The organism is Actinocorallia sp. API 0066 (assembly GCF_020991275.1).
Lineage (GTDB): Bacteria > Actinomycetota > Actinomycetes > Streptosporangiales > Streptosporangiaceae > Actinocorallia.
Window position 1 is genome coordinate 169,496 of the sequence record NZ_JAJLQY010000008.1, and the last position, 20,626, is coordinate 190,121.

Below are 20,626 nucleotides of genomic sequence, written 5' to 3' on the forward strand. Positions count from 1 at the left end.
CTGGAGGGGCGTCGTGGGGGAGAACGTGCGCGGGCACCGCGTCGGCGAGGTGCTGGCCGAGCGGGCGGCGGCCGGAAGCGTGCCGGGAAAGCGCGATGACGGGTTCCGGGTGGCGCTCGCGATCGAGGGCGGCGGCATGCGGGGCACGGTGTCGGCCGGGATGGCCCTGGCCGTCCGGGACCTCGGGCTGCTGCCGCTGTTCGACGCGGTGTACGGGTCGTCGGCGGGCGCGATCTCGGGGGCGTGGCTGCTCAGCTCCGGCCCGGACGGGCTGCGCGGCTGGACCGACCCCGCGTTCGCCAGGGCGCTGATCCGGCGGCGGAACCTGCTGCGGGCCCGGCCCATCGTGGACGTCGAACGGCTCGTCGAGGTCGTCTACCTGCGCGAGTTCCCGCTGGACTTCGCGTCGGTGCTGGCCAACCCCGTCGAGTTCCACCCGCTGGCCACCGACGTCGTCACCGGCCGGTCCGTCGATCTGCGGCCCACCCTCACGTGCGCCGCCGACCTGCGGCTCGCGCTGCGGGCGAGCGCCGCCCTGCCCGTCCTGGCCGGACGGCCGGTGCCGATCGGCGCGGGCCACTACTACGACGCGGGCGTCGCCGAGTCGATCCCGTTCCGGCAGGCGCTGCGCGACGGCGCCACCCACATCCTCGTGCTGCGCTCCCGCCGCCCGCAGGACACCGCGCCCGAACGCGGCACGCCGTCCCTCGGCACCCGTGTCGTCGCGGGCGTCGGCCTGCGCCGCCACTCGACGGCCCTGCGCACCGCGTTCCTGGCCCGCACCGCCGAACTGGCCGCCGCCGACGTCCTCCTCGCCCGACACGACACGACAACACCCCCCGACGGCCCAGCGATCATGTCGATCCGCCCCGCCCCCGACTCCCCCCGCGTCGGCCGCCTGGAGTCCCACGCCCCCGTCCTCCAAGCCGCCTTCACCGCCGGTTACACCGCCATCACCACCCACCTCACCCCCGCCCTCCCCTCACCGCCTTGACCATCCCGCGCGGCCCCGCCCCGACGACGGCGCCGGGGCGCGCCGCCACGCGCCTGCCCCGCGCACCTACGCCGAACGCCTTGACCATCCCGCGCGGCCCCGCCCCGGCGATGATGATGGGGTGCGCCGTGCACGCCGCCCCACGTACCTACGCCGAACGCCTTGACCATCCCGCGCGGCCCCGCCCCGGCGATGATGATGGGGTGCGCCGTGAACGCCACCCCGCGTACCTACGCCGAACGCCCTGATCATCCCGCTGGTGAGCTTCGGCGGCCATGCCGTGCCTGTGCCCGTTCCTCCCGGAGCCGCGCGACCGGCGGCGCAAGTGGTCCTCGCCGCGCTATGACGCCCTGTTCTGCCCGTTCATGCCGGGTCATCAATGCTTGCCCGAGTCATGCTGTTTGCGCATTCCTCATGCCTGAGGGGGTGAGTTGGTCTGTTGGGGGGCGAGGTTCGGTCATGTGGCGGTTCGTGCCTTCTGCGTGGGAAAGGGGTGGGCGATCGGCGGAGTCCGGGAGTGCGCCATGGACGCGGCGGTGCTCGGGCGGGACGCGCTGCCGCTGGAACGGGACGGGGATCTTGATCCGCTGCTGGCGCGGATCGGTGACGCGCGGTTCGTGCTGGTGGGGGAGGCGAGCCACGACACGCACGAGTTCTACCTGTGGCGGGCCACCCTCACCCGGCGCTGATCGCGGAACCGGGGTTCTCGTTCGTCGGCGTCGAGGGGGACTGGTCGGACTCTGCCCGCATCCACCGCGCCATCACCGGCGCCGGCCCGTCCGACAAGGCGGTGCGGGCGTTCACCCGCTGGCCGACGTTCCTGTGGGCGAACCGCGAGGCCGCGGAGTTCTCCCGCTGGCCGCGCGCCTAAAACACCGCCCACCCGCCGAACCACCGCGTCAGCTTCCACGGCCTCGACGTCTACAGCCTGTGGGACTCCCTACACGCCCTCCTCAGGTACGTCCGGGAGCGGCTGCCCACACAGGAAGCGGCCGTGCTCGCCGCGACGGCCTGCTTCGACGCCCACGGCCACGACCCGCAGAGCTACACGCTCACGACCCGCGCCGTGCCCGAGGCGTGCGCCGACGAAATCGCCGACCTCCTCACGGCCGTCCACACCCACGCCGGTCCCGACGAGGCGGGGTTCGGCGCCCGCCAGAACGCGGAGGTCGTCGCCGGGTCGGCCACCTACTACCGGGCGATGCTCCAGGGCGGCCCCGACGCCTGGAACCTACGCGACACACACATGGCCGACACCCTCGACCGACTCGCCGCCCACCACAGCCCGGGGGCTGCCGCTCCCGACGAAGTCGGGCCCGCAAAGCGGCCGGCCCCGGGCCCATCGAACACGGCCCGGGCGTTGTTCATCGTGCCGCCGCCGAACGGACGTCCGGCCTGGTGGGACGAGTCCGTCCCGCACCGCGCGATCGGCGTCGTGTACGGCCCGGAGGGCGACAGGTTCCGCAACTACGTGCGGACTGAGCCGGGCCGTCGCTACGACGCGTTCCTGTGGCTGGACCGCACGACGGCGCCGCACCCGCTGCACGAGAGCCAGCGCGCGATCCGGAGCCGGAGACCTACCCGGGCACGTTCTGACCCCCGGCGGCCGACTGGATCTGCTCGGCGATGCGCCACAGCGGGGTGTCGGGCCGGGCGACGACGACCATGACCTCGTCGGATGCCGCCTTCTCCGTGGTGCCGTGGGTGAACCAGGGGTGGAGGGCGGCGGCGACGTCGGTGATCGCGGCGGTGAGGCGGGCCCGCACGTCGGGTTCGCCGCCCTCGCGCAGCCAGGTCCGCAGCACGTGGTTGTGGGCGGCGGCGACGGACGCGGCGGCGACCTCGTGCTGGAGGCGGAACCGGTCGCGGTCGGCGGGGTCGCGGCGCGCGTCGAGGTAGCGGGCGAAGGCACGCTGGTAGCGGCTGGTCGCGCCGATCTCCCAGTCGCGCAGGGCCGGGACGCGGCGGGTCAGCTCGTACCGGCGGACGGCGGTCTCGGGGTCCTCGGCGTACATGTCCAGGACGATCCGTGCCGCGTCCGCGACGACCTCCAGGGGGGCGCGCAGCGGCGACGCCGCGTCGAGGAAGGCGGTGACCCGCTCCAGGCAGGCCCCGTGGTCGGGGAAGACGGCGTCCTCCTTGGCCCTGAAGTGCCGGAAGAACGTGCGCCGCGCCACCCCGGCGGCCGAGGCGATCTCGTCGACGGTGGTGGCGTCGAAGCCCCGCTCCAGCGACAGGCTGATCGCCGCTGACATGAGCGCCCGCCGTGCGTCGCGCCTCCCGGACATGCGCCCCTCCCGATGACTGCGGCCTCCGCGTCGTGGTCGTCCGGGCGGCTCGCGGGCCCGGTGCGGCCGGGAGCGCCCTGCCCCGGGCGTCAACGGTACACCGGACCCTTCCCGGATGGCACATAGTGTCTTATGCTCTGTCACTAAGTGACATTCGAGGAGGAGTCGGGATGAGTGTGGACCTGTACGGGCTGTCCGAGGAGCACACGATGCTGCGCGAGGTGGTACGGGCCCTCGCCGACGAGAAGATCGCGCCCCGCGCGGCGGCCACCGACGAGTCCGGGGAGTTCCCCTGGGACGTCTACAAGGACCTCGTCGAAGCCGGATTCCACGCCGTGCACGTGCCCGAGCAGTACGGGGGCGCGGGCGCCGACGCGCTCGGCGCGGTCCTCGTGATCGAGGAGGTCGCCCGCGCGTGTGCCTCGTCCTCGCTCATCCCGGCGGTCAACAAGCTCGGCACGGTGCCGCTGCTGCTGTCGGCGTCGGAGAAGATCAAGGCCGAGTACCTGCCGAAGGTCGCCAGCGGCGAGTCGATGTTCGCCTACGCCCTCTCCGAGCCGGAGGCCGGATCCGACGCCGCGTCGATGAAGACCCGCGCGGTCCGCGACGGCGACGACTACGTTCTTGACGGTGTCAAGATGTGGATCAGCAACGCCGGAGTCTCGGACTTCTACACCGTCATGGCCGTCACCGAGCCGGGCGTCGGCGCGCGCGGCATCTCCGCGTTCGTCGTGGAGAAGGCCGACCAGGGCGTCTCGTTCGGCCCGAAGGAGAAGAAGCTCGGCATCAAGGGCTCCCCGACCCGCCAAGTGATTCTTGACGGTGTCAGGATCCCGGCCTGGCGCATGATCGGCGAGCCCGGCACCGGCTTCAAGACCGCCCTCGCCACCCTCGACCACACCCGCATCACCATCGCCGCTCAGGCGCTCGGCATCGCCCAGGGCGCCCTGGACTATGCGGTCGGCTACGTGAAGGAGCGCAAGCAGTTCGGCAAGGCCATCGCCGACTTCCAGGGCCTCCAGTTCATGATCGCCGACATGGCGATGAAGCTGGAGGCGGCCCGGCAGCTCACCTACGCGGCCGCCGCGAAGTCCGAGGCCGCGATCCACGGCGCGAAGATCAAGGACCTGACGTTCTTCTCCAGCGCCGCCAAGTGCGCCGCGTCCGACGCCGCCATGGAGATCACCACGGACGCCGTCCAGCTGCTCGGCGGCTACGGCTACACCAGCGACTTCCCGGCCGAGCGGATGATGCGCGACGCCAAGATCACCCAGATCTACGAGGGCACCAACCAGATCCAGCGCCTGGTCATGGCCCGCCAGATCCTCCGCTAGGCCCCGCCCGCCCCCTCCCCCCAGCAGCAGAAGGAGCCCGCATGAGCACCCCCGAGCGGATCGTCATCCTGGACGGCGCGCGCACCGCGATCGGCGGTTTCGGCGGCGCGTTCAAGGACGTGCCCGCGCACGAGCTCGGCGCGACCGCCGCGAAGGCCGCCCTGGCCCGCGCGGGCGTCGCGCCCGAGGACATCGGCGAGGTCGTCATGGGCTGTATCGGCCAGGTCGGCCCGGACGCCTACAACGCCCGCCGGGTCGCCCTCGCCGCCGGTCTATCGGTCTCCACCCCCGCTTACACGGTGAATCGTTTGTGTGGGTCCGGTTTGCAGGCGATTTGGTCGGCAGCGATGCAGATGCGCTGGGACGGGCTGGACTTCGCGCTGGCGGGCGGCGACGAGAACATGTCGCGGATGCCGTTCTACGACTTCGGCGCGCGTTCCGGCTACAAGCTGGGCGACCGGAAGCTCGTCGACGGCACCGTCGGCATGCTCACCGACCCGTTCCACGGCATCCACATGGGCGTCACGGCCGAGAACGTCGCCACGAAGTACGGGATCAGCCGGGAGCGGCAGGACGAGTTCGCCGCCGAGTCGCAGCGCCGCGCCGCGACGGACGCGGCGAGGGCGGCGTTCGCCGAGGAGATCACTCCGGTGGAGGTCGGCGGCCGCAAGCCCGTCACCGTGACCGAGGACGAGCACCCGCGGCCCGGCACGACGGTGGAGACGCTCGCGAAGCTGCGTCCGGCGTTCGTGAAGGACGGCACGGTGACGGCGGGCAACGCCTCCGGCATCAACGACGGCTCCGGCGTCGTCGTGCTGGCCAAGGAGACCGCCGCGGCCGAGCGCGGCCTGCGCGGCCTGGCCGTGATCGAGGCGGTCGCGACGGCCGCGATGGAGCCCGAGCTGATGGGGTACGCGCCCGTCCTGGCGCTGGCCAAGCTGTTCGAGCAGACCGGCACCGCCCCGTCCGACATCGACGTGGTCGAGCTGAACGAGGCGTTCGCGTCGCAGGCCGTCGCGGTGATCCGGGACGCGGGCCTGGACCCGGAGCGCACCAACCCGTACGGCGGCGCGATCGCGCTCGGCCACCCGGTCGGCGCGACCGGCGGCATCCTCACCCTCCGCGTCGCCAAGGACCTTGTCCGCCGCGACCTGGAACTGGGCGTCGTCACCATGTGCATCGGCGGCGGCCAAGCCCTCGCCGCCCTCCTCCGCCGCGTCCCCTAACCCCCACCCCTGAGCCCCCAGAGCGCGTCCAACGAACACCACCCGACCCCTGCGAAAGGAAGCCGCGCCCAGAGGCCCAGGCCCCGTCCCCGGGAGACCACCCGACCCCTGCGGAAAGACGGCCCGCCCAAGGGCCGAGGCCCCGGCCACGTTCGGGGGAGACCGGGGGACAACGCGCCCAGGGGCCCAGACCCCTGGGCGCGTCCGGCGGACACCGCTCGGTCCGGTGCGGAGGGACGGCGCGCGCAGGGGCCGAGGTCCCGGCCGCATTCGGGGGAGATCGCTCGGCCCGTGTGGAAGGACGGCCTGCCCAAGGGTCGAGGCCCCGGTCCCGTCCGGCGAACGCCGCTCGGTGCCGTGCGGAAAGGCGGCGCGGGGATAGGGCCGAGGCTCGGCCGCGTTCTGGGGCACCGCTCGGCCCTGTGTGGGGGAACCGTGCTGAGGGCGGGTGCGGAGGGGGCGCCGTGTGGCGGTCCGAGCGCTGCGGCTTCGTGAGGGGAGTTCGCGGCCCGTCACCCGTGTGGGGCGCGGCGGGTGACGGGGGCGCTCCAGAGGCCGACGATCGCGTCGGTGAGGGAGGTGGACAGGTCGTCCCAGCTCGCGGGGTCGGCGCGGCCCTCGGCGATGTCGCGCTCCCGTTCGGCGCACAGGTGCACGATGAGGTGGCGGCCCATCGCGCCGCGCTGCGCCCGGACGTCGTCGGGCAGGTCGGGGACGCACCGGCGCATGCCCTCGACGAGCAGCCGCAGCGACGGCGAGCCCGCCGACTCCTCGGCGGTGATCCGGTGCAGTTCCGGGTCGGTCGCCAGCTGCGCGCCGAACCGCGCCCACCACGACGGCGTGCCCAGGTCCGCGAGGTGCGCGGTGACGGGGCGCACCAGGCACACGACCCAGTCCCGGACGTCGGTCGAGCCGAACGCGTCGGCCACGAGGTGCACCCTGTGCCATTCGATCCGTTCGGCGTGCGCGCGCGCGATCGCCCGGACGAGGTCGATCTTGGCGCCGAAGTGGTAGCCGACGGCCGCGCTGTTGCCCTGCCCGGCCGCCTCGCTGATCTGCCGGTTCGACACCGCGGCGACGCCGCGTTCGGCGAACAGCCGCTCGGCGGTCCGCAGGATCAGGTCGCGGGTCGCGCCGCCCCGCTCGGGCCGTGTCCCGCCCTTCGCCGTCCCTGTCGCCATCGCCCCGCCGTCCTCGGTTCTCGGTCGCCGCACGCCAACCTCGCGGGCATCGCCGCTCCCGTCAAGTCAATCACATGATTTAATCCGTTCGAGCAGGTGACTTAACCCGGCGCGGGCCCGGCCGCGCCCGTCCGGACGGAGAACCCCCATGCCCCGAGCACTGGCCTATCCCGCGCAGGCCCGGCCCGGCGTCCTCGTCGCGGTCCTGGCCTTCGCGGGCATCACCGTCGCGCTCATGCAGACCCTCGTGATCCCGCTGGTGCCGCGGCTGCCCGGCCTGCTCGGCGCGTCCACCGGCGACACCGCCTGGACGGTCACCGCGACGCTGCTGGCCGCCGCCGTCGCCACGCCCGTCGTCGGCAGGCTCGGCGACATGTACGGCAAGCGGCGGATGCTCCTGGTCAGTCTCGGTCTGCTCGTAGCGGGCGCCCTCGTCGTCGCCCGGTCGGACTCGCTCACGCCGATGCTCGTCGGGCGGACGCTCCAGGGCCTGGCGGCGGGGGTCATCCCGCTTGGCATCAGCGTCATGCGCGACGAGCTGCCGCCGGACCGGCTCGGCTCGGCCACCGCGACGATGAGCTCGTCCCTCGGCGTCGGCAGCGCGCTCGGCCTGCCCGCCGCGGCGCTCATCGCCGACCACGCGCACTGGCACGCGCTGTTCTGGACCGCCGCCGGGCTCGGCCTCGTCGCGATGGGGCTGGTCGCCGCGTTCGTCCCGGAGTCGCCGGTGCGGGGCGGCGGCCGCTTCGACGTCGTCGGCGCGCTCGGCCTCTCGGCGGCGCTCGTCTGCCTGCTCCTCGTGGTGTCCAAGGGCGCCGACTGGGGCTGGGCGAGCCGCACCACCCTGCTCCTGCTGGGCGCGGCCGTCGCGGTGCTCGCCCTGTGGACGCCGTTCGAGCTGCGCGTCCGCCGACCCCTCGTGGACCTCCGGACGGCCGCGCGTCCCCGCGTCCTGCTGACGAACGTCGCGTCCGTCGTGTTCAGCTTCGCGATGTTCGGGATCGCGCTCGTGCTGCCGCAGGTGCTCCAGCTGCCCGAGGCCACCGGCTACGGGCTCGGCCGGACGATGCTCGCCGTCGGCCTCGTCATGGCGCCGCAGGGCCTGGTGATGATGGCGGTGGCGCCGGTGTCCGCGCGGATCTCGGCGGCGCGCGGGCCCAGGACGACGCTGATGCTGGGCGCGCTCGTCGTCGCCGCCGGATACGGGCTGAGCCTCCTGATGATGGCGGAACTGTGGCAGTTCGTCCTGGTCGGGTGTGTCATCGGCGCGGGGATCGGCTTCGGGTACGGGGCGATGCCCGCGCTCATCATGAGCGCCGTGCCCCTCTCGGAGACGGCCGCCGCCAACAGCCTCAACACCCTCATGCGCGCGATCGGCACGTCGGTGTCCAGTGCCGTCACGGGCGCCGTCCTGGCGGGCATGACGGTCGCCGTGGGGTCCGCCGCCTTCCCGTCGCTGGACGGGCTCCGCCTTGTCCTGGCCGGCTGCGCCGCCGCGTCCCTGGTCACGGTGGCGATCGCGGCCTTCATCCCGCCCGCGCCGGGGGAGCGCGGGGACGCCCCGGTTCCGGAGCCGCTCGCGCCGGCGAAGACCGCCCCCGAGGTCGCTTTAAGTAGCCAATCCGCTACTAATGGTGCTCGAAGGCGGGTGGAGTGGGCATGTCTCACCGTACGGACCCGTCAGGCCGGGTGGCTTCGCGGTGTCCGTCGAGCTCCGGCGGGCTCTGCCCGTTCCGTCCGTCCGAGAAAGAGGAACCCGACATGACCGACTCCCTCGACGTGGCCACCGCGGTCGGCGCGCGGACCGAAGCCCGCCCGCAGACGGGCGCGGAGTACCTGGAGAGCCTGCGCGACGGCCGCGAGGTGTGGATCTACGGCGAGCGCGTCAAGGACGTGACGGCGCATCCGGCGTTCAGCGGCCCGGTCCGGTCGATCGCCCGGCTGTACGACGCGCTGCACGACGGGACCGTCCCGACCGTCCCGACCGACACCGGCAACGGCGGCTACACCCACCCGTTCTTCCGGACGCCGCGCTCGTCGGCGGACCTCGTGACGGCAAGGGACGCGATCGAGGCGTGGGCCCGCCTCACGTACGGCTGGATGGGCCGTACCCCGGACTACAAGGCCGCGTTCCTCAGCACCCTCGGTGTGAACGACGCCTTCTACGCGCCCTATGACGCCAACGCCCGGCGCTGGTACAAGGAGTCGCAGGAGAAGGCCCTGTACTGGAACCACGCGCTCATCAACCCGCCGGTGGACCGGGGCAGGCCCGTCGACGAGGTGGCCGACGTGTTCGTGCACGTGGAGAAGGAGACCGACAGCGGGCTCGTCCTGTCCGGCGCGAAGGTCGTCGCCACAGGGTCGGCGATGACGCAGATGACGTTCATCGGCCACGGCGGCGCGCCCGTCCAGGACAAGCGGTTCGGCATCGTCGCCGCCGTCCCGACGGACACGCCCGGCCTCAAGCTCATCGGCCGGACCTCCTACGCGCAGACCGCACGGCAGGCGTCCACCCCGTTCGACTACCCGCTCACCAGCCGCTTCGACGAGAACGACGCGATCCTCGTCCTGGACAAGGTGCACGTCCCCTGGGAGAACGTCTTCCTGTACGGCGACCTGGAGAAGTTCAACGGGTTCCTCCGCTTCTCCGGCTTCAACGCCCGCCTCACCCTGCAGGCCGCGACCCGGATGGCGGTGAAGCTGGACTTCCTGAGCGGGCTGCTCCTGAAGTCGCTCGCCCTCACCGGCACCAAGGAGTTCAGGGGCGTCCAGACCAGGCTCGGCGAGGTGCTCTCGCTGCGCGCCATGGTGTGGTCGCTCACCGAGGCGATGGTCCGCAACCCGGAGCCGTGGGTGGGCGGCAGCGTCAACCCCGACCCCAAGGCGGTGGACGCCTACCGCTGGATCAGCACCGTCGCCTATCCGCGCGTCCGCGAGGTCGTCCTGAAGGATCTGGGGTCGGCCCTGATCTACCTGCCTTCACATGCCTCCGATTTCGACAGCCCTGAACTGCGCCCCTACCTCGACCGGTATGTGCGCGGCTCCGGCGGTGTGGACGCGGAGGAGCGGGTGAAGACCCTGAAGATGCTGTGGGACGCCGTCGGCACCGAGTTCGGCGGACGGCACGAGCTGTACGAGCTCAACTACCAGGGCAACCACGAGCAGGTCCGTCTGGGAGTCCTGTTCAACCACGAGGGGCGCGGCTGGAGCCGGAACCTCGTCGACTTCGCCGAACAGGCCATGGCCGACTACGACCGGTCCGGCTGGACCCTGCCCGACCTCGCCGCGGACCCCTCGGTCTGACCGACGCGGACGGGGGCCGGTGCGCGCGCCGCACCGGCCCCCGCGACCAGGGGGTGTCAGACGCCGACGGGTTCCGGCGCCTCCTGCTCGGGCTCGTCCTCGGCGTCCCGCTTCGACTTGGCGAGCAGCTCGCTGAGACGGCCGCCTTCGACGTCGAGTTCGGGCAGCGCCTTGTCGACCCGCCGGGGCAGCCACCAGGCGCGGTCGCGTAGGAGCGCCATCGTGGCGGGCACGAACACCATGCGGATGAGGAACGCGTCGACGAGGATGCCGAACGCCAGCGCGAACCCGATCTGGGTGACCATCGGCTCGGGGTTGAACACGAACCCCGCGAACACCGACACCATGATGACGGCGGCGGCCGCCACCACCCGGCTCGCGCCCGCGAACCCGCGCCGGACCGCCTCGTGCGCGTCCGCGCCGTGCACGTGCGCCTCGCGCATCGACGTCACGAGGAACACCTGGTAGTCCATCGCCAGCCCGTACAGCACGCCCGTCACGATGATGGGGAGCATGCTGACGACGGGCGTCTGGGCGTCCAGGCCGAGCAGGCCCTGCGCCCAGCCCCACTGGAACACGGCGGTGGTCGCGCCGAGCGCCGCGACGACGCTGAGCACGAACCCGGCCGTCGCCTGGAGCGGGATGAGGATCGAGCGGAACACGAGCGTCAGGATGACGAGCGACAGCAGCAGGACCGTCGCGAGGTAGAGGGGCATCGCGTCGGCGAGCCGGTCGGACACGTCGATGGACATCGCGGTGACGCCCGTGACGCCCACCTCCACGCCCGTCCCGGCGATCGTGTCGGCGTGCGCGCGCAGGTCGAGCACGACGTCCTTGGTCGCCTCGGCGTCCGGTCCGGTGGTGGTGACGACCTGGAAGACCGCCGTGTCGTCGGCGGCGTTCACGCCCACCAGCGTCGCGCCCGCGATCCCGTCGACGGCGGTGAGCCGCTGGTGCACCCCGACGAGCTGACGCGGCTCCAGAGCCCCGTTCTCGGCGTGCGCGGCCACCAGCAGGGGTCCGTTGAATCCGGGCCCGAACGCGTCGCTCACGGCCGTGTAGCTCTGCCGCTGCGGCGTCGCCGGGTCGTAGGACGCGCCGGTCGGCAGCGCGAGGCGCAGGTCGAGCGCCGGGATCGCGAGGAGCAGCGGCAGCAGCACCGCGGCGCACGCGGTGACGATCCGGTGCCGGACGAGGAAGCCCGCGAACCGGCGCGCGAACCGGCCGTGCTCCTCGTGCCTCCCCTCGGGGCGCGCCTTGCGGCGCGGCCTGATCCGGTGCCCGGCCAGGCCGAGCAGCGCGGGCAGCAGGGTCAGCACGGTGGCCACGACGACCGCGATCGTCGCGGCGGCGACCAGCGCCATCGTGGTGAGCAGCTGGATCCGCGCGACGGTCAGGCCGAGCAGCGCGATGACGACGGTGAGCCCGGCGAAGAACACGGCGCTGCCCGCGGTGCCCGTCGCGCGGGCGGCGGCCTCCTCGGGTGCCAGGTCGTCCTCGCTCATGAAGCGGCGGGCCCGGTTGATGAGGAACAGTCCGTAATCGATGCCGACCGCGAGGCCCAGCATCAGCGCGAGCACCACGGTGATGGACTGCATGTCCACGAGGTGCGACAGGGTGAACGCGCCGCCGACGCCGACCGCGACGCCCGAGATCGCGATGACCAGCGGCAGCCCGGCGGCGACGACCGAGCCGAGCGTGATGAGCAGGACGATCGCCGCGACGCCGACACCGATGAGCTCGCCGATCCCGACGAGTTCCGGCATCTCCGACATGGCCGCGCCCGGCAGCACCTCGATGCCCGTCCCCTCGACGGCCTGCTCGGCCGCCGCCACGGTGTCCTCGATGGTGCCGGACGGCAGCGAGTGCGTCTGCTCGTCGAACTGGAACTGCAGCAGCGCGACGGTGCCGTCGGCGGAGACCAGCACGCCGGGGACGGGCGTGCCGTTCGCCGTCAACTGGGTCGGTGAGCCGGGCGGCACCGCGCCGGGCACGGTCTGCCCGTCGGCCATCAGCGGCGTCGGGCCGCCGTGCGGGATCGCCGCGGACGCCCGCAGCAGCACGCTCCGGTCGCCCTTGACGGCCTCGGCGGCCAGCACCTCACGGGCGTCCACCACGTGGTCGTGCCGGTAGACGGCGTCCACGGCGGCGAGCAGCGCGGGCGCGCGGCCCGCCTCGTCCACCCTGCCGTGCTCGACGCGGAACGCCAGGACGCCCTGGCCTCCGGCCGCCTCGGGCATCCGCTCGGCCAGCTCGTCGATGACGTTCTGGGCGGGCGTGCCGTCGATGCGCAGTTCGTTGGTGAGCTGCGTAGGGTTGGCGATCAACAGTCCGCCCAAGACCCCGAGGACGGTGAGCCAGGCGCCGATCACCCGCCACGGCCTGCGGTAGGCGAACCTGCCGAGCCGGTACAACCACACGGACACGATGACCTCCCTCGCCTTCCCCGGCGGCGGCCACCGCCGAGGGGCGCGCTTAAGTGATAGCGAACTATCGAAACGATAGGACGCTCTCACTTAGTGGAGACGCGCCCTGACGGGAATGGGAGTGGGATCACAAGGAAAGGCCAAGGTAGTGACCAAGCGAACACACGGCGACACGGCGCGCCGTGCCCCGGCCCGCCGAAGGGCCGACGCGGCCTCCAGCGCCGCCCGCATCCTCGCCGCGACCCGCGCCCTCGTCGGCCCCGGCATCGACAAGGTGTCCCTGGAGGACATCGCCGCCGAGGCCGGTGTCGGCATCGCCACCCTCTACCGGCACTTCCCCAACCGCGAGGCCCTCGCGCGCGCCGTCTACGAGGACCTGTTCGCCACCGAGGTCATGCCCTTCCTGGACGAGGCGGCGCGGCACCCGTCACCCGTCGCCGCGCTGCGCGCGGTCGCCGAGAAGACCCTCGAACTCATCGACTCCGAACGCGGCCTGTTCGACCGCGCCGGCGTCTTCTCCGAAATCACCATGGAGGCCCTCACCCGCGCCTCCGCCCCCATCCAGGCCATCCTGAAGCGCGGCCAGGACCTCGGCGAGATCCGCCCCGACCTCACCCCCGACGACATCCCCCGCTTCCTCGTCTTCGGCATCGCCGGCATGGCCCTCCCCGGCGCCACCCCCGCCACCCGCACCCGCCTCCTCACCCTCCTCTTCGACGCCCTCCACCCCGCCCACACCACACCCCTCCCCCCCGCCCCTCCCGAAGACCTCCAGACCACCATCCGCTCCACCCCCCACCCCGACCCCGACCACTAACCCACCACCCCACCCGGCAGACCCGCACCCCGTCGTCCCGCCTTCAACGCCACCATGCGCGGTCCCCGAACGCCTCCTCCGCTGTCGCGACAATCCGCGCCCAGTCCTCGGCGCGCCGCCCGTCATGCCGGACGAACAAGGCCCCGCCCCCGATCCCGGCGACGACCCCCGAGCCCGTCGGCCTGGACCCCGCACCAAACCCTCAAGAACTGCCGCTCGAACCGAGCCCGCATCGACGTCCCCAAAACCCGACCAAGCCCCCGCAGCGCTGCGTCGCACGGAGACCCCAAGCCGTCGCGCGGGCTTCCCGCGAGCACCCTGCCCTCCACGGAACCCTCGGCCCACCACGCAGTGCCGCGCCCATGACTGCCCAGAAGCCCGCCAGGCCGCCCCGCAGCGTTCCCCCGCTACCGCCCTTCACGGAGCCCCAATCCACGACCCGCCGCGCAGAGTCAGCTCCAAAGTGCTCAGAGGCCCCGCTAAACCGCCCTGCGGGGTTCCCTGCGACCGCCCCCACGGAGCCCTCGACCACGGCCCCCGCGCAGAGTCGGCCCCAGGAGCCCGCCAGCCGCTCAGGGAGTGGCACAGCGGAATAGCCTGCACTCCATGGCGAACGTCCTGAGAACCGAGCGGCTCATGCTGCGGCGGTGGCGCGACGACGACCGCGCGCCGTTCGCGGAACTCAACGCCGATCCCGAGGTGATGGCGCACTTCCCCACGCCCCTGACCCGCGCGCAGAGCGACGAGCTGATCGAGCTGATCGAGTCCCGGTTCACCCGGTCCGGATTCGGCCTGTGGGCTCTAGAAGTCGCCGCGACGGGGGAGTTCATCGGATTCACCGGCCTGTCACTCCCGCGTTTCACCGCGCACTTCACCCCCACCGTCGAAATCGGCTGGCGCCTCAGCCGAACCGCGTGGGGCCACGGCTACGCGACCGAAGCCGCTCAACGCGCCCTGTCCTTCGGCTTCAACGACCCGGCCCTCCGCGAGATCGTCGCGATGACCACCACAACGAACACACGCTCCCAGGCCGTGATGCGCCGCCTGGGCATGACCCACAACCCGTCCGACGACTTCGACCACCCGCTAGTACCTCCCGGCCCCCTCAAACGACACGTTCTGTGGCGCCTCACCGCCCAGCAATGGACCACCACCCCACACCCCGGCGATCTTCCCCACCACCAACCCTGAACTTACTTTGTAAAGGCGCCGGGCCTTAGGCAGCGAAGGGCACTTGACCAGCGAGGCCGTCCGCGTCGCTGACAGTGGCACCGAGATCTGACGGTCGGCGTTCGAGCCGCGCTCGGACGAACCATACGGGCATCGCCCAGGGCGCGCCCTGTCGCAAGACGAGAAGGTCGTGTAGGTGTACCGGCCCGACACCATGGCCGGACGTGCCGTTCTGGCGCCAGTGGTGGTGGAACTGGCTCGGCTCGGCCGCCACCGGCGACCTGGGCGAGTCCAGCGCCTACCGGCAGCCGGTCGCCGAGGTGATCGGCGCACGGCTCGGCTGGACGGCGCTGCTGTGCGCCGTCGGGCTCGCCCTCGCCGTGACGACTTCGACCAATGGGTCGTCCTGGACGCACGACCGGCGCGCCCGTCGCCCGCGCCGACCTGGAGACCATCGGCCACGGCGCACGGCATCTGACGCATCCGGCGGACGGCCATGCCCCGCTGGACGTCGGCGAAGGCCAGGACGACGTCGCCGTCTACCGCAGGGCCCTGACCGCCAGGGGACTCGCCCTCAACCGACCGCTACCCGAGGGACGACCGGTGCCTGATCGCTCTGGCCCCCGATGGAGGTCGGTTCATGGCGGTTGACCACGGCCAAGCTGACGTAGCCTTCCACCTACCCGACCGGCGAGGCCCTTCTCCAGTTCCCCGCCGACGCCTTCCCACCAGTCAAGAACGTGACCGGCGAGACCCCGAAGCTTCTCCCTGGAATGGGCAGGTGGCTTCCTCACCCCGGACACCGCGATCGTCGTCTTCTCCGAAGCATCCAACGACGACGCGGAGCCGTCCCCTGGCTATCGCGTCAACCTACGCTCCGGCCAGGTCGAATCACGCTTTGCGGGCGACAACGAGCATCCCTACGACATCGAGTTCCTCGGAGACGGCTCCTGGCTCACTACCGACCCGTCCGGCCACCCGATCCGCCGGTCGGAGTCATGACACCCATCCGCCGCCCGTGCTTAGCCGTGCCTGGCGAGTCCCGGCCGGGGTCCCCGGAGGCGGGGGAATGAGCCGGAGAAGCCGGAGGTGCCTGTGGTTTCACCGGGTCGTCCGCGCACTGGGCGAGCGTACCGATGACCGTCCACGCGGGGCGCCTCGCCGGAGCGACGGTCGGGGAGCTATCGGTCGCTTTTGTGTGGTTGCCGTAGGTGTGCCTGGGGAGGCAGGACAGCGCGTGGATGGCCGAGAAAGCCGAGGGTTTTCCGATCGGCGGGATTCCCGTTGGGCCGGAGCGTGTTCAGTGCTCGGTTCGGCTGGTCACTTGATTCGCTGGCCGTAGCGGGCGGAGAGCGTGAGCAGGTCGGGGTCGCCGAGGGTGGCGCGGAGGTTCTCGAAGCGGGTGACCTTGTCCTCGCCGAAGCGGGCGACGCGGGCGGCGAAGGTCGCGGGGCTGACGAAGGCGGGCGGGGTGCTCTTGGTGTGGAACTTGTCGGCGAACATGACAAGTTCCTCTTCCGGGGTCGCCGGGACGTAGTCGGCGACGGGGATCGGCAGCCCCTGGCGGGTCACGTCATCGCGGGTGACGCCCATGCCGGTGTGGCAGGAGCAGAACCGGCAGAGCTCCTCGGGCAGGCCCTCCTCCCGGAGAAGATCGTGGCCGAGGACTCCGTGGCGGATGTACTCCCGGTGATCCAGGGTGCCGTCCCGGTAAAGCCGGTAGACCCCGATGTCGTGCAGCAGGCTTCCGGCGCGGACGAGCGCGGCGTCCACGGGGACGGGGGAGCGGGGGACGAGCTGCTCGGCGAGGGCGCAGACGATCAGGCTGTGGCCGTAGACCTGGTCGAACGCCTCGCGGGTCGGCGCGTGTCTCTCGTGCAGCGCGCGGATCTCCGCGTCGGTGGGAATCGAGAGGAGCGCCGCCTCAGCGCCGGATCCGTCGTGCCGGGGGTCGGTGGGGGCTGGCGGCATCGGGGCGGCTCCTCGGACGGCGAATGTGCTGGTCACCCAGCCTACGTGCTGCCGGGCCGCTGATACCCCCGAGGGGTTCAGGTCGATCAGTCGAGGAGAACGCCGAACTTTCCGCCGTCACCCCCTTCCCTTCGGAATACCCTACGGGGGTATGGTGTTGTCACCGATGACGGGATCATCCGCCTCGCGGAGATCTCGCCGAGGATGCCCGACATCCATGGCTTGACCGGTTTTGTAGTTCTGATCAGCTCGGAGGACGCGACATGGCCACCACCGCCACCTTCACCGTTCAGGGTATGACCTGCGGACACTGCGTCAGCTCGGTCAAGGAGGAGGTCAGTGAGGTGCCGGGTGTCACCGGCGCCGCGGTGGACCTGTCCACCGGCCTGCTGACCGTCACGAGTGACGCCCCGGTCGCGCCGGACACGATCGCGGCGGCCGTCGCCGAGGCCGGATACACGGTGGTGGATCAGCGATGAGCACCGCAGTCCGGATCGGCGCCTACGGGGCCGGGCTCGCCGTGGTGTTCGCCGCCGCCTACGGCGTCGGCGGCGCCGTAGGCGAGATCGGCCCCGCCCCCAGCGAGACCTCCCACACCACACACGCCGCGCCGGGCCAGACCCCGGCGGCCCAGACCGCTTCCGATACCCCCGGGGGGCTTCAGGTGTCCGCGCACGGCTACACCCTCGACCTGGAGACCGACCGCACGAAGGCAGGCCAGGACGGCACCCTGCGCTTCACGATCCGTGACGCGCAGGGTGAGCCGGTCACCGCGTACCGGACCGTCCACGACAAGGAACTCCACCTCATCGTCGCGGACCGCGACCTGACCGTCTTCCGGCACCTGCACCCCGTACGGGACGCAGAAGGCGTCTGGACCACGCCCGTCGACCTCCCGCGCGCCGGAAGCCACCGCGTCTTCGCCGACTTCACGCCGGAGGGCGCGGCGGCCCTCACCCTCGGGGCCGACCTCGCCGTCGCGGGGCAGTACGAGCCCGCCGCCCTACCCGAGCCGTCGACCGCCGTGACCGTCGACGGATACACCGTCAGCCTGCGTGGCGACGTGCCCGTCGGGGCCTCCGGCACGCTGACGTTCACCGTCAGCCGCGACGGTGCCCCCGTGGCCGGACTCGAGCCCTATCTGGGCTCCTACGGCCACCTGGTCGCCCTGCGCGCCGGAGACCTCGCCTACCTGCACGTCCACCCGACGAGCGAGGCCGACGAGTCGGTCTCCGACAGCCCGGAGGTCGCCTTCGCGGTGAGCGCGCCGAGCGCGGGTGCCTACCGCCTGTTCCTCGACTTCAAGATCGACGGCGTGGTGCGGACCGCGGCGTTCACCGTGCACGCCGGTGCGGTGGGGAACGGCCCGGTGCCGCTACCTTCGGAGTCCGATGAGCACGGCGACCACTCCCACTGATCCCCGGGACGCGAAGAAAGGAGAGGTGATGTCCTCCCTCACCGAAGCGCCGCCGCGGAGCGGCTCCGTCGAACTGTCGATCGGCGGCATGACCTGCGCGTCCTGCGCGAACCGGATCGAGCGCAAGCTGAACAAGCTCGACGGGGTCACCGCGACCGTGAACTACGCCACGGAGAAGGCCAAGGTCACCTTCCCCGCCGACCTCGACCCCCGGGAACTCGTCGCGACCGTGGAGCAGGCGGGCTACACCGCCGCGCTCCCCGAACCCGAGCGCGACGAGCAGAACGGCCAGGACGAGGAGCAGGACGAGCTCGCGCCGCTGCGGGCGCGGCTGGTGACGGCCGTGGCGCTGAGCGTCCCGGTGATCGCGATGGCGATGATCCCGGCGCTGCAGTTCGACTTCTGGCAGTGGCTCTCCCTTACCCTCGCCGCGCCCGTCGTCGTCTACGCGGGCTGGCCCTTCCACCGGGCCGCGTGGACGAACCTGCGGCACGGCACGGCGACGATGGACACGCTGGTGTCGCTCGGCACGCTGGCGGCGTTCGGCTGGTCGCTGTGGGCGCTGTTCCTCGGCACCGCCGGCGCGCCGGGCATGACGCACCCGTTCAGCCTGACGATCGCCAGGACCGACGGATCGGGCAACATCTACCTGGAGGCCGCGGCGGGCGTCACGGCGTTCCTGCTGGCCGGACGGTACTTCGAGGCGCGCTCGAAGCGGCGTGCCGGCGCGGCGCTCCGGGCCCTGCTGCACCTGGGCGCCAAGGACGTCGCGGTGCTGCGCGACGGCGTCGAGATCAGGGTTCCGACGGACCGCCTCCAGCCGGGGGACAGGTTCGTGGTCCGCCCCGGCGAGAAGATCGCCACGGACGGGATCGTCGAGGACGGCACGTCTGCCGTGGACGCCTCCATGCTCACGGGCGAGTCCGTGCCCGTCGAGGTCGGGCCCGGCGACACCGTCACCGGCGCGACCGTGAACGCGGGCGGCCGCCTCGTGGTCAGGGCGACCCGGGTGGGCGCCGACACGCAGCTCGCCCGGATGGCGCGCCTGGTCGAGGAGGCCCAGACCGGCAAGGCCGAGGTGCAGCGCCTCGCCGACCGGGTGTCCGGGGTGTTCGTGCCGATCGTCATCGCGCTGGCGCTGGGCACGCTCGGCTTCTGGCTCGGAACCGGCGCGGGCGCGGCGGCGGCCTTCACGGCGGCGGTGGCGGTGCTGATCATCGCCTGCCCGTGCGCGCTGGGCCTTGCGACGCCGACGGCGCTGCTTGTGGGCACGGGCCGCGGCGCCCAGCTGGGCATCCTCATCAAGGGGCCGGAGGTGCTTGAGTCGACGCGCGCGGTGGACACGGTCGTGCTGGACAAGACCGGCACCGTCACCGAGGGGCGGATGACCCTCGTGGACGTGATCGTGGCCGAGAGTGAGTCGCCGGAGGACGTGCTGCGTCTCGCGGGAGCCCTGGAGGACGCTTCGGAGCACCCGATCGCGAAGGCGATCGCCCGGGGCGCCGTCGAGCGGGTCGGTGTGCTTCCGGCCGTCGAGGACTTCACGAACGTGGAGGGCCTGGGCGTGCAGGGCGTCGTGGACGGCCACGCGGTACTGGTGGGCCGCCCGCAGTTGCTCGCGGAGTGGGCGCAGCACCTTCCCGCCGATCTCGCCGAGGCGCTGAGCCAGGCGCAGGAGGCGGGCCGGACGGCCGTCGCCGTCGGTTGGGACGGCGCCGCCCGAGCCGTCCTGGTGGTCGCCGACGTCGTCAAGCCGACGTCGGCCGAGGCCGTCGCCGCGCTCAAGGCTCTCGGCCTGGAGCCCGTGCTGCTCACCGGCGACAACGCCGCGGTGGCCCGGACGGTGGCCGCCGAGGTCGGCATCGACACGGTGATCGCCGACGTCCTGCCCCAGGACAAGGTGGCCGAGGTCGCGCGGCTGCAGGCGGCGGGCCGGACGGTCGCGATGGTCGGCGACGGCGTCAACGACGCCGCCGCCCTGGCCAAGGCCGACCTGGGACTGGCGATGGGCACGGGTACCGACGCGGCGATCGAAGCGTCGGATCTCACTCTCGTACGGGGGGACCTGCGCACGGCGGCGTCCGCGATTCGTCTTTCGCGCCGGACGCTGCGCACCATCAAGGGCAACCTGTTCTGGGCTTTCGCCTACAACGTGGCGGCCCTTCCGCTGGCGGCGGCGGGGCTCCTCAACCCCATGATCGCGGGCGCGGCGATGGCGTTCTCCAGCGTCTTCGTCGTCTCCAACAGCCTCCGGCTGCGCACCTTCAAGTAAATCCCTCGCACGCTGAGGCCCGCCCGCCACGGCGGGCCTCAGCCGTTTCCACCCCGCCCGCACCGCCGCGCAGCTGACGACGACGGCCGCCGCGACCCCGGCGGCGATGACGATCCTTCGTGTGGTGTCGATGTCCATGCCCGCAGCCTGTCACGAATCCTTGACAGTCCGTTTTCTCCCTGTGGATAACTCAGTTAGTGGAGGGCGCAGGCGGAACGGTGCGGAGG

General features: G+C 72.3%; 16 protein-coding genes and 1 pseudogene. 13 read left to right on the forward strand and 4 right to left on the reverse strand.

All coding sequences use genetic code 11. The features are described from left to right. Positions 1-13 precede the first annotated feature (13 nt). The 4 genes and pseudogenes from LO762_RS21060 to LO762_RS33965 all read left to right on the forward strand — a co-directional run bounded on the left by LO762_RS21060 (position 14) and on the right by LO762_RS33965 (position 2,663). Positions 14-994, forward strand: coding sequence for a patatin family protein (locus LO762_RS21060; RefSeq protein ID WP_230617573.1), 981 nt, complete (start codon positions 14-16; stop codon positions 992-994). 524 nt (positions 995-1,518) lie between these two features. After that, positions 1,519-1,683 carry a hypothetical protein gene (locus LO762_RS21065; RefSeq protein ID WP_230617574.1) on the forward strand — a complete coding sequence of 55 codons (165 nt, stop codon included), beginning with the start codon at positions 1,519-1,521 and terminating at the stop codon, positions 1,681-1,683. Next, positions 1,656-2,225 (forward strand): annotated as a pseudogene (locus LO762_RS33960) (erythromycin esterase family protein); the annotation flags it as partial. The gene LO762_RS21065 and the pseudogene LO762_RS33960, both read left to right, overlap by 28 nt. Positions 2,226-2,240: 15 nt before the next feature. Then, positions 2,241-2,663 (forward strand): erythromycin esterase family protein, encoded by a 423-nt coding sequence (locus LO762_RS33965; RefSeq protein ID WP_374201584.1) that lies wholly within the window; start codon positions 2,241-2,243, stop codon positions 2,661-2,663. On the opposite strand, the gene LO762_RS21075 is transcribed toward LO762_RS33965, so the two are convergent. Then, on the reverse strand, positions 2,572-3,282 hold the full coding sequence (locus LO762_RS21075) for a TetR family transcriptional regulator (RefSeq protein WP_230617575.1): 711 nt from the start codon (positions 3,280-3,282) through the stop codon (positions 2,572-2,574). The two genes, LO762_RS33965 and LO762_RS21075, sit on opposite strands and share 92 nt — an antisense overlap. A gap of 170 nt (positions 3,283-3,452) precedes the next feature. Between LO762_RS21075 and LO762_RS21080 the strand changes: the two genes are divergently transcribed. Both LO762_RS21080 and LO762_RS21085 read left to right on the forward strand, forming a co-directional pair. Then, positions 3,453-4,616, forward strand: a complete 1,164-nt coding sequence (locus LO762_RS21080) for an acyl-CoA dehydrogenase family protein (RefSeq protein WP_230617576.1) — start codon at positions 3,453-3,455, stop codon at positions 4,614-4,616. Between the two features lie 41 nt (positions 4,617-4,657). Continuing rightward, the gene (locus LO762_RS21085) at positions 4,658-5,842 is read left to right on the forward strand and encodes a thiolase family protein (RefSeq protein ID WP_230617577.1); all 1,185 of its coding nucleotides are present in this window, start codon (positions 4,658-4,660) and stop codon (positions 5,840-5,842) included. Between the two features lie 512 nt (positions 5,843-6,354). Here LO762_RS21085 and LO762_RS21090 read toward each other — a convergent pair. Beyond that, positions 6,355-7,023 carry a TetR/AcrR family transcriptional regulator gene (locus LO762_RS21090; RefSeq protein WP_230617578.1) on the reverse strand — a complete coding sequence of 223 codons (669 nt, stop codon included), beginning with the start codon at positions 7,021-7,023 and terminating at the stop codon, positions 6,355-6,357. A 148-nt stretch (positions 7,024-7,171) separates the two neighbouring features. Between LO762_RS21090 and LO762_RS21095 the strand changes: the two genes are divergently transcribed. Continuing rightward, positions 7,172-8,788, forward strand: coding sequence for an MFS transporter (locus LO762_RS21095; RefSeq protein WP_230617579.1), 1,617 nt, complete (start codon positions 7,172-7,174; stop codon positions 8,786-8,788). Beyond that, complete coding sequence (locus tag LO762_RS21100) at positions 8,785-10,326, forward strand: 4-hydroxyphenylacetate 3-hydroxylase N-terminal domain-containing protein (RefSeq protein ID WP_230617580.1); 1,542 nt, start codon at positions 8,785-8,787, stop codon at positions 10,324-10,326. Before LO762_RS21095 ends, LO762_RS21100 begins: the two co-directional genes overlap by 4 nt. A 56-nt stretch (positions 10,327-10,382) precedes the next feature. Here the strand turns inward: LO762_RS21100 and LO762_RS21105 are convergent, their stop codons facing one another. Further along, entirely contained in the window at positions 10,383-12,752 is a 2,370-nt protein-coding gene (locus tag LO762_RS21105; RefSeq protein WP_230617581.1) for an MMPL family transporter, read from the reverse strand. A 148-nt stretch (positions 12,753-12,900) separates the two neighbouring features. Here LO762_RS21105 and LO762_RS21110 point away from each other — a divergent pair, with 148 nt between their 5' ends. After that, positions 12,901-13,569: a TetR/AcrR family transcriptional regulator gene (locus tag LO762_RS21110; RefSeq protein ID WP_230617582.1), complete on the forward strand. Its 669-nt coding sequence runs from the start codon at positions 12,901-12,903 to the stop codon at positions 13,567-13,569. A 606-nt stretch (positions 13,570-14,175) separates the two neighbouring features. Further along, positions 14,176-14,760: a GNAT family N-acetyltransferase gene (locus LO762_RS21115; RefSeq protein ID WP_230617583.1), complete on the forward strand. Its 585-nt coding sequence runs from the start codon at positions 14,176-14,178 to the stop codon at positions 14,758-14,760. Between the two features lie 1,299 nt (positions 14,761-16,059). Here LO762_RS21115 and LO762_RS21120 read toward each other — a convergent pair. Then, positions 16,060-16,710 carry an HD domain-containing protein gene (locus tag LO762_RS21120; RefSeq protein WP_230617584.1) on the reverse strand — a complete coding sequence of 217 codons (651 nt, stop codon included), beginning with the start codon at positions 16,708-16,710 and terminating at the stop codon, positions 16,060-16,062. A 263-nt stretch (positions 16,711-16,973) separates the two neighbouring features. On the opposite strand from LO762_RS21120, the gene LO762_RS21125 reads away from it, so the two are divergent. From LO762_RS21125 to LO762_RS21135, 3 genes are read left to right on the forward strand one after another with little or no spacing between them, the layout of a single operon-like run. Beyond that, entirely contained in the window at positions 16,974-17,189 is a 216-nt protein-coding gene (locus tag LO762_RS21125; RefSeq protein ID WP_230617585.1) for a heavy-metal-associated domain-containing protein, read from the forward strand. Beyond that, positions 17,186-18,127, forward strand: coding sequence for a hypothetical protein (locus tag LO762_RS21130; protein WP_230617586.1), 942 nt, complete (start codon positions 17,186-17,188; stop codon positions 18,125-18,127). The genes LO762_RS21125 and LO762_RS21130 overlap by 4 nt, the downstream gene beginning before the upstream one ends. A 28-nt stretch (positions 18,128-18,155) precedes the next feature. Next, positions 18,156-20,399 carry a cation-translocating P-type ATPase gene (locus tag LO762_RS21135; RefSeq protein ID WP_230617587.1) on the forward strand — a complete coding sequence of 748 codons (2,244 nt, stop codon included), beginning with the start codon at positions 18,156-18,158 and terminating at the stop codon, positions 20,397-20,399. Positions 20,400-20,626 lie beyond the last annotated feature (227 nt).

Bases quoted from the DNA above. Each gene is read 5' to 3' on its own strand.
- LO762_RS21065 (WP_230617574.1), top strand. From the start codon at position 1,519: ATGGACGCGGCGGTGCTCGGGCGGGACGCGCTGCCGCTGGAACGGGAC.
- LO762_RS33965 (WP_374201584.1), top strand. From the start codon at position 2,241: ATGGCCGACACCCTCGACCGACTCGCCGCCCACCACAGCCCGGGGGCT.
- LO762_RS21075 (WP_230617575.1), bottom strand. From the start codon at position 3,282: ATGTCCGGGAGGCGCGACGCACGGCGGGCGCTCATGTCAGCGGCGATC.
- LO762_RS21080 (WP_230617576.1), top strand. From the start codon at position 3,453: ATGAGTGTGGACCTGTACGGGCTGTCCGAGGAGCACACGATGCTGCGC.
- LO762_RS21085 (WP_230617577.1), top strand. From the start codon at position 4,658: ATGAGCACCCCCGAGCGGATCGTCATCCTGGACGGCGCGCGCACCGCG.
- LO762_RS21090 (WP_230617578.1), bottom strand. From the start codon at position 7,023: ATGGCGACAGGGACGGCGAAGGGCGGGACACGGCCCGAGCGGGGCGGC.
- LO762_RS21095 (WP_230617579.1), top strand. From the start codon at position 7,172: ATGCCCCGAGCACTGGCCTATCCCGCGCAGGCCCGGCCCGGCGTCCTC.
- LO762_RS21100 (WP_230617580.1), top strand. From the start codon at position 8,785: ATGACCGACTCCCTCGACGTGGCCACCGCGGTCGGCGCGCGGACCGAA.
- LO762_RS21115 (WP_230617583.1), top strand. From the start codon at position 14,176: ATGGCGAACGTCCTGAGAACCGAGCGGCTCATGCTGCGGCGGTGGCGC.
- LO762_RS21120 (WP_230617584.1), bottom strand. From the start codon at position 16,710: ATGCCGCCAGCCCCCACCGACCCCCGGCACGACGGATCCGGCGCTGAG.
- LO762_RS21125 (WP_230617585.1), top strand. From the start codon at position 16,974: ATGGCCACCACCGCCACCTTCACCGTTCAGGGTATGACCTGCGGACAC.
- LO762_RS21130 (WP_230617586.1), top strand. From the start codon at position 17,186: ATGAGCACCGCAGTCCGGATCGGCGCCTACGGGGCCGGGCTCGCCGTG.
- LO762_RS21135 (WP_230617587.1), top strand. From the start codon at position 18,156: ATGTCCTCCCTCACCGAAGCGCCGCCGCGGAGCGGCTCCGTCGAACTG.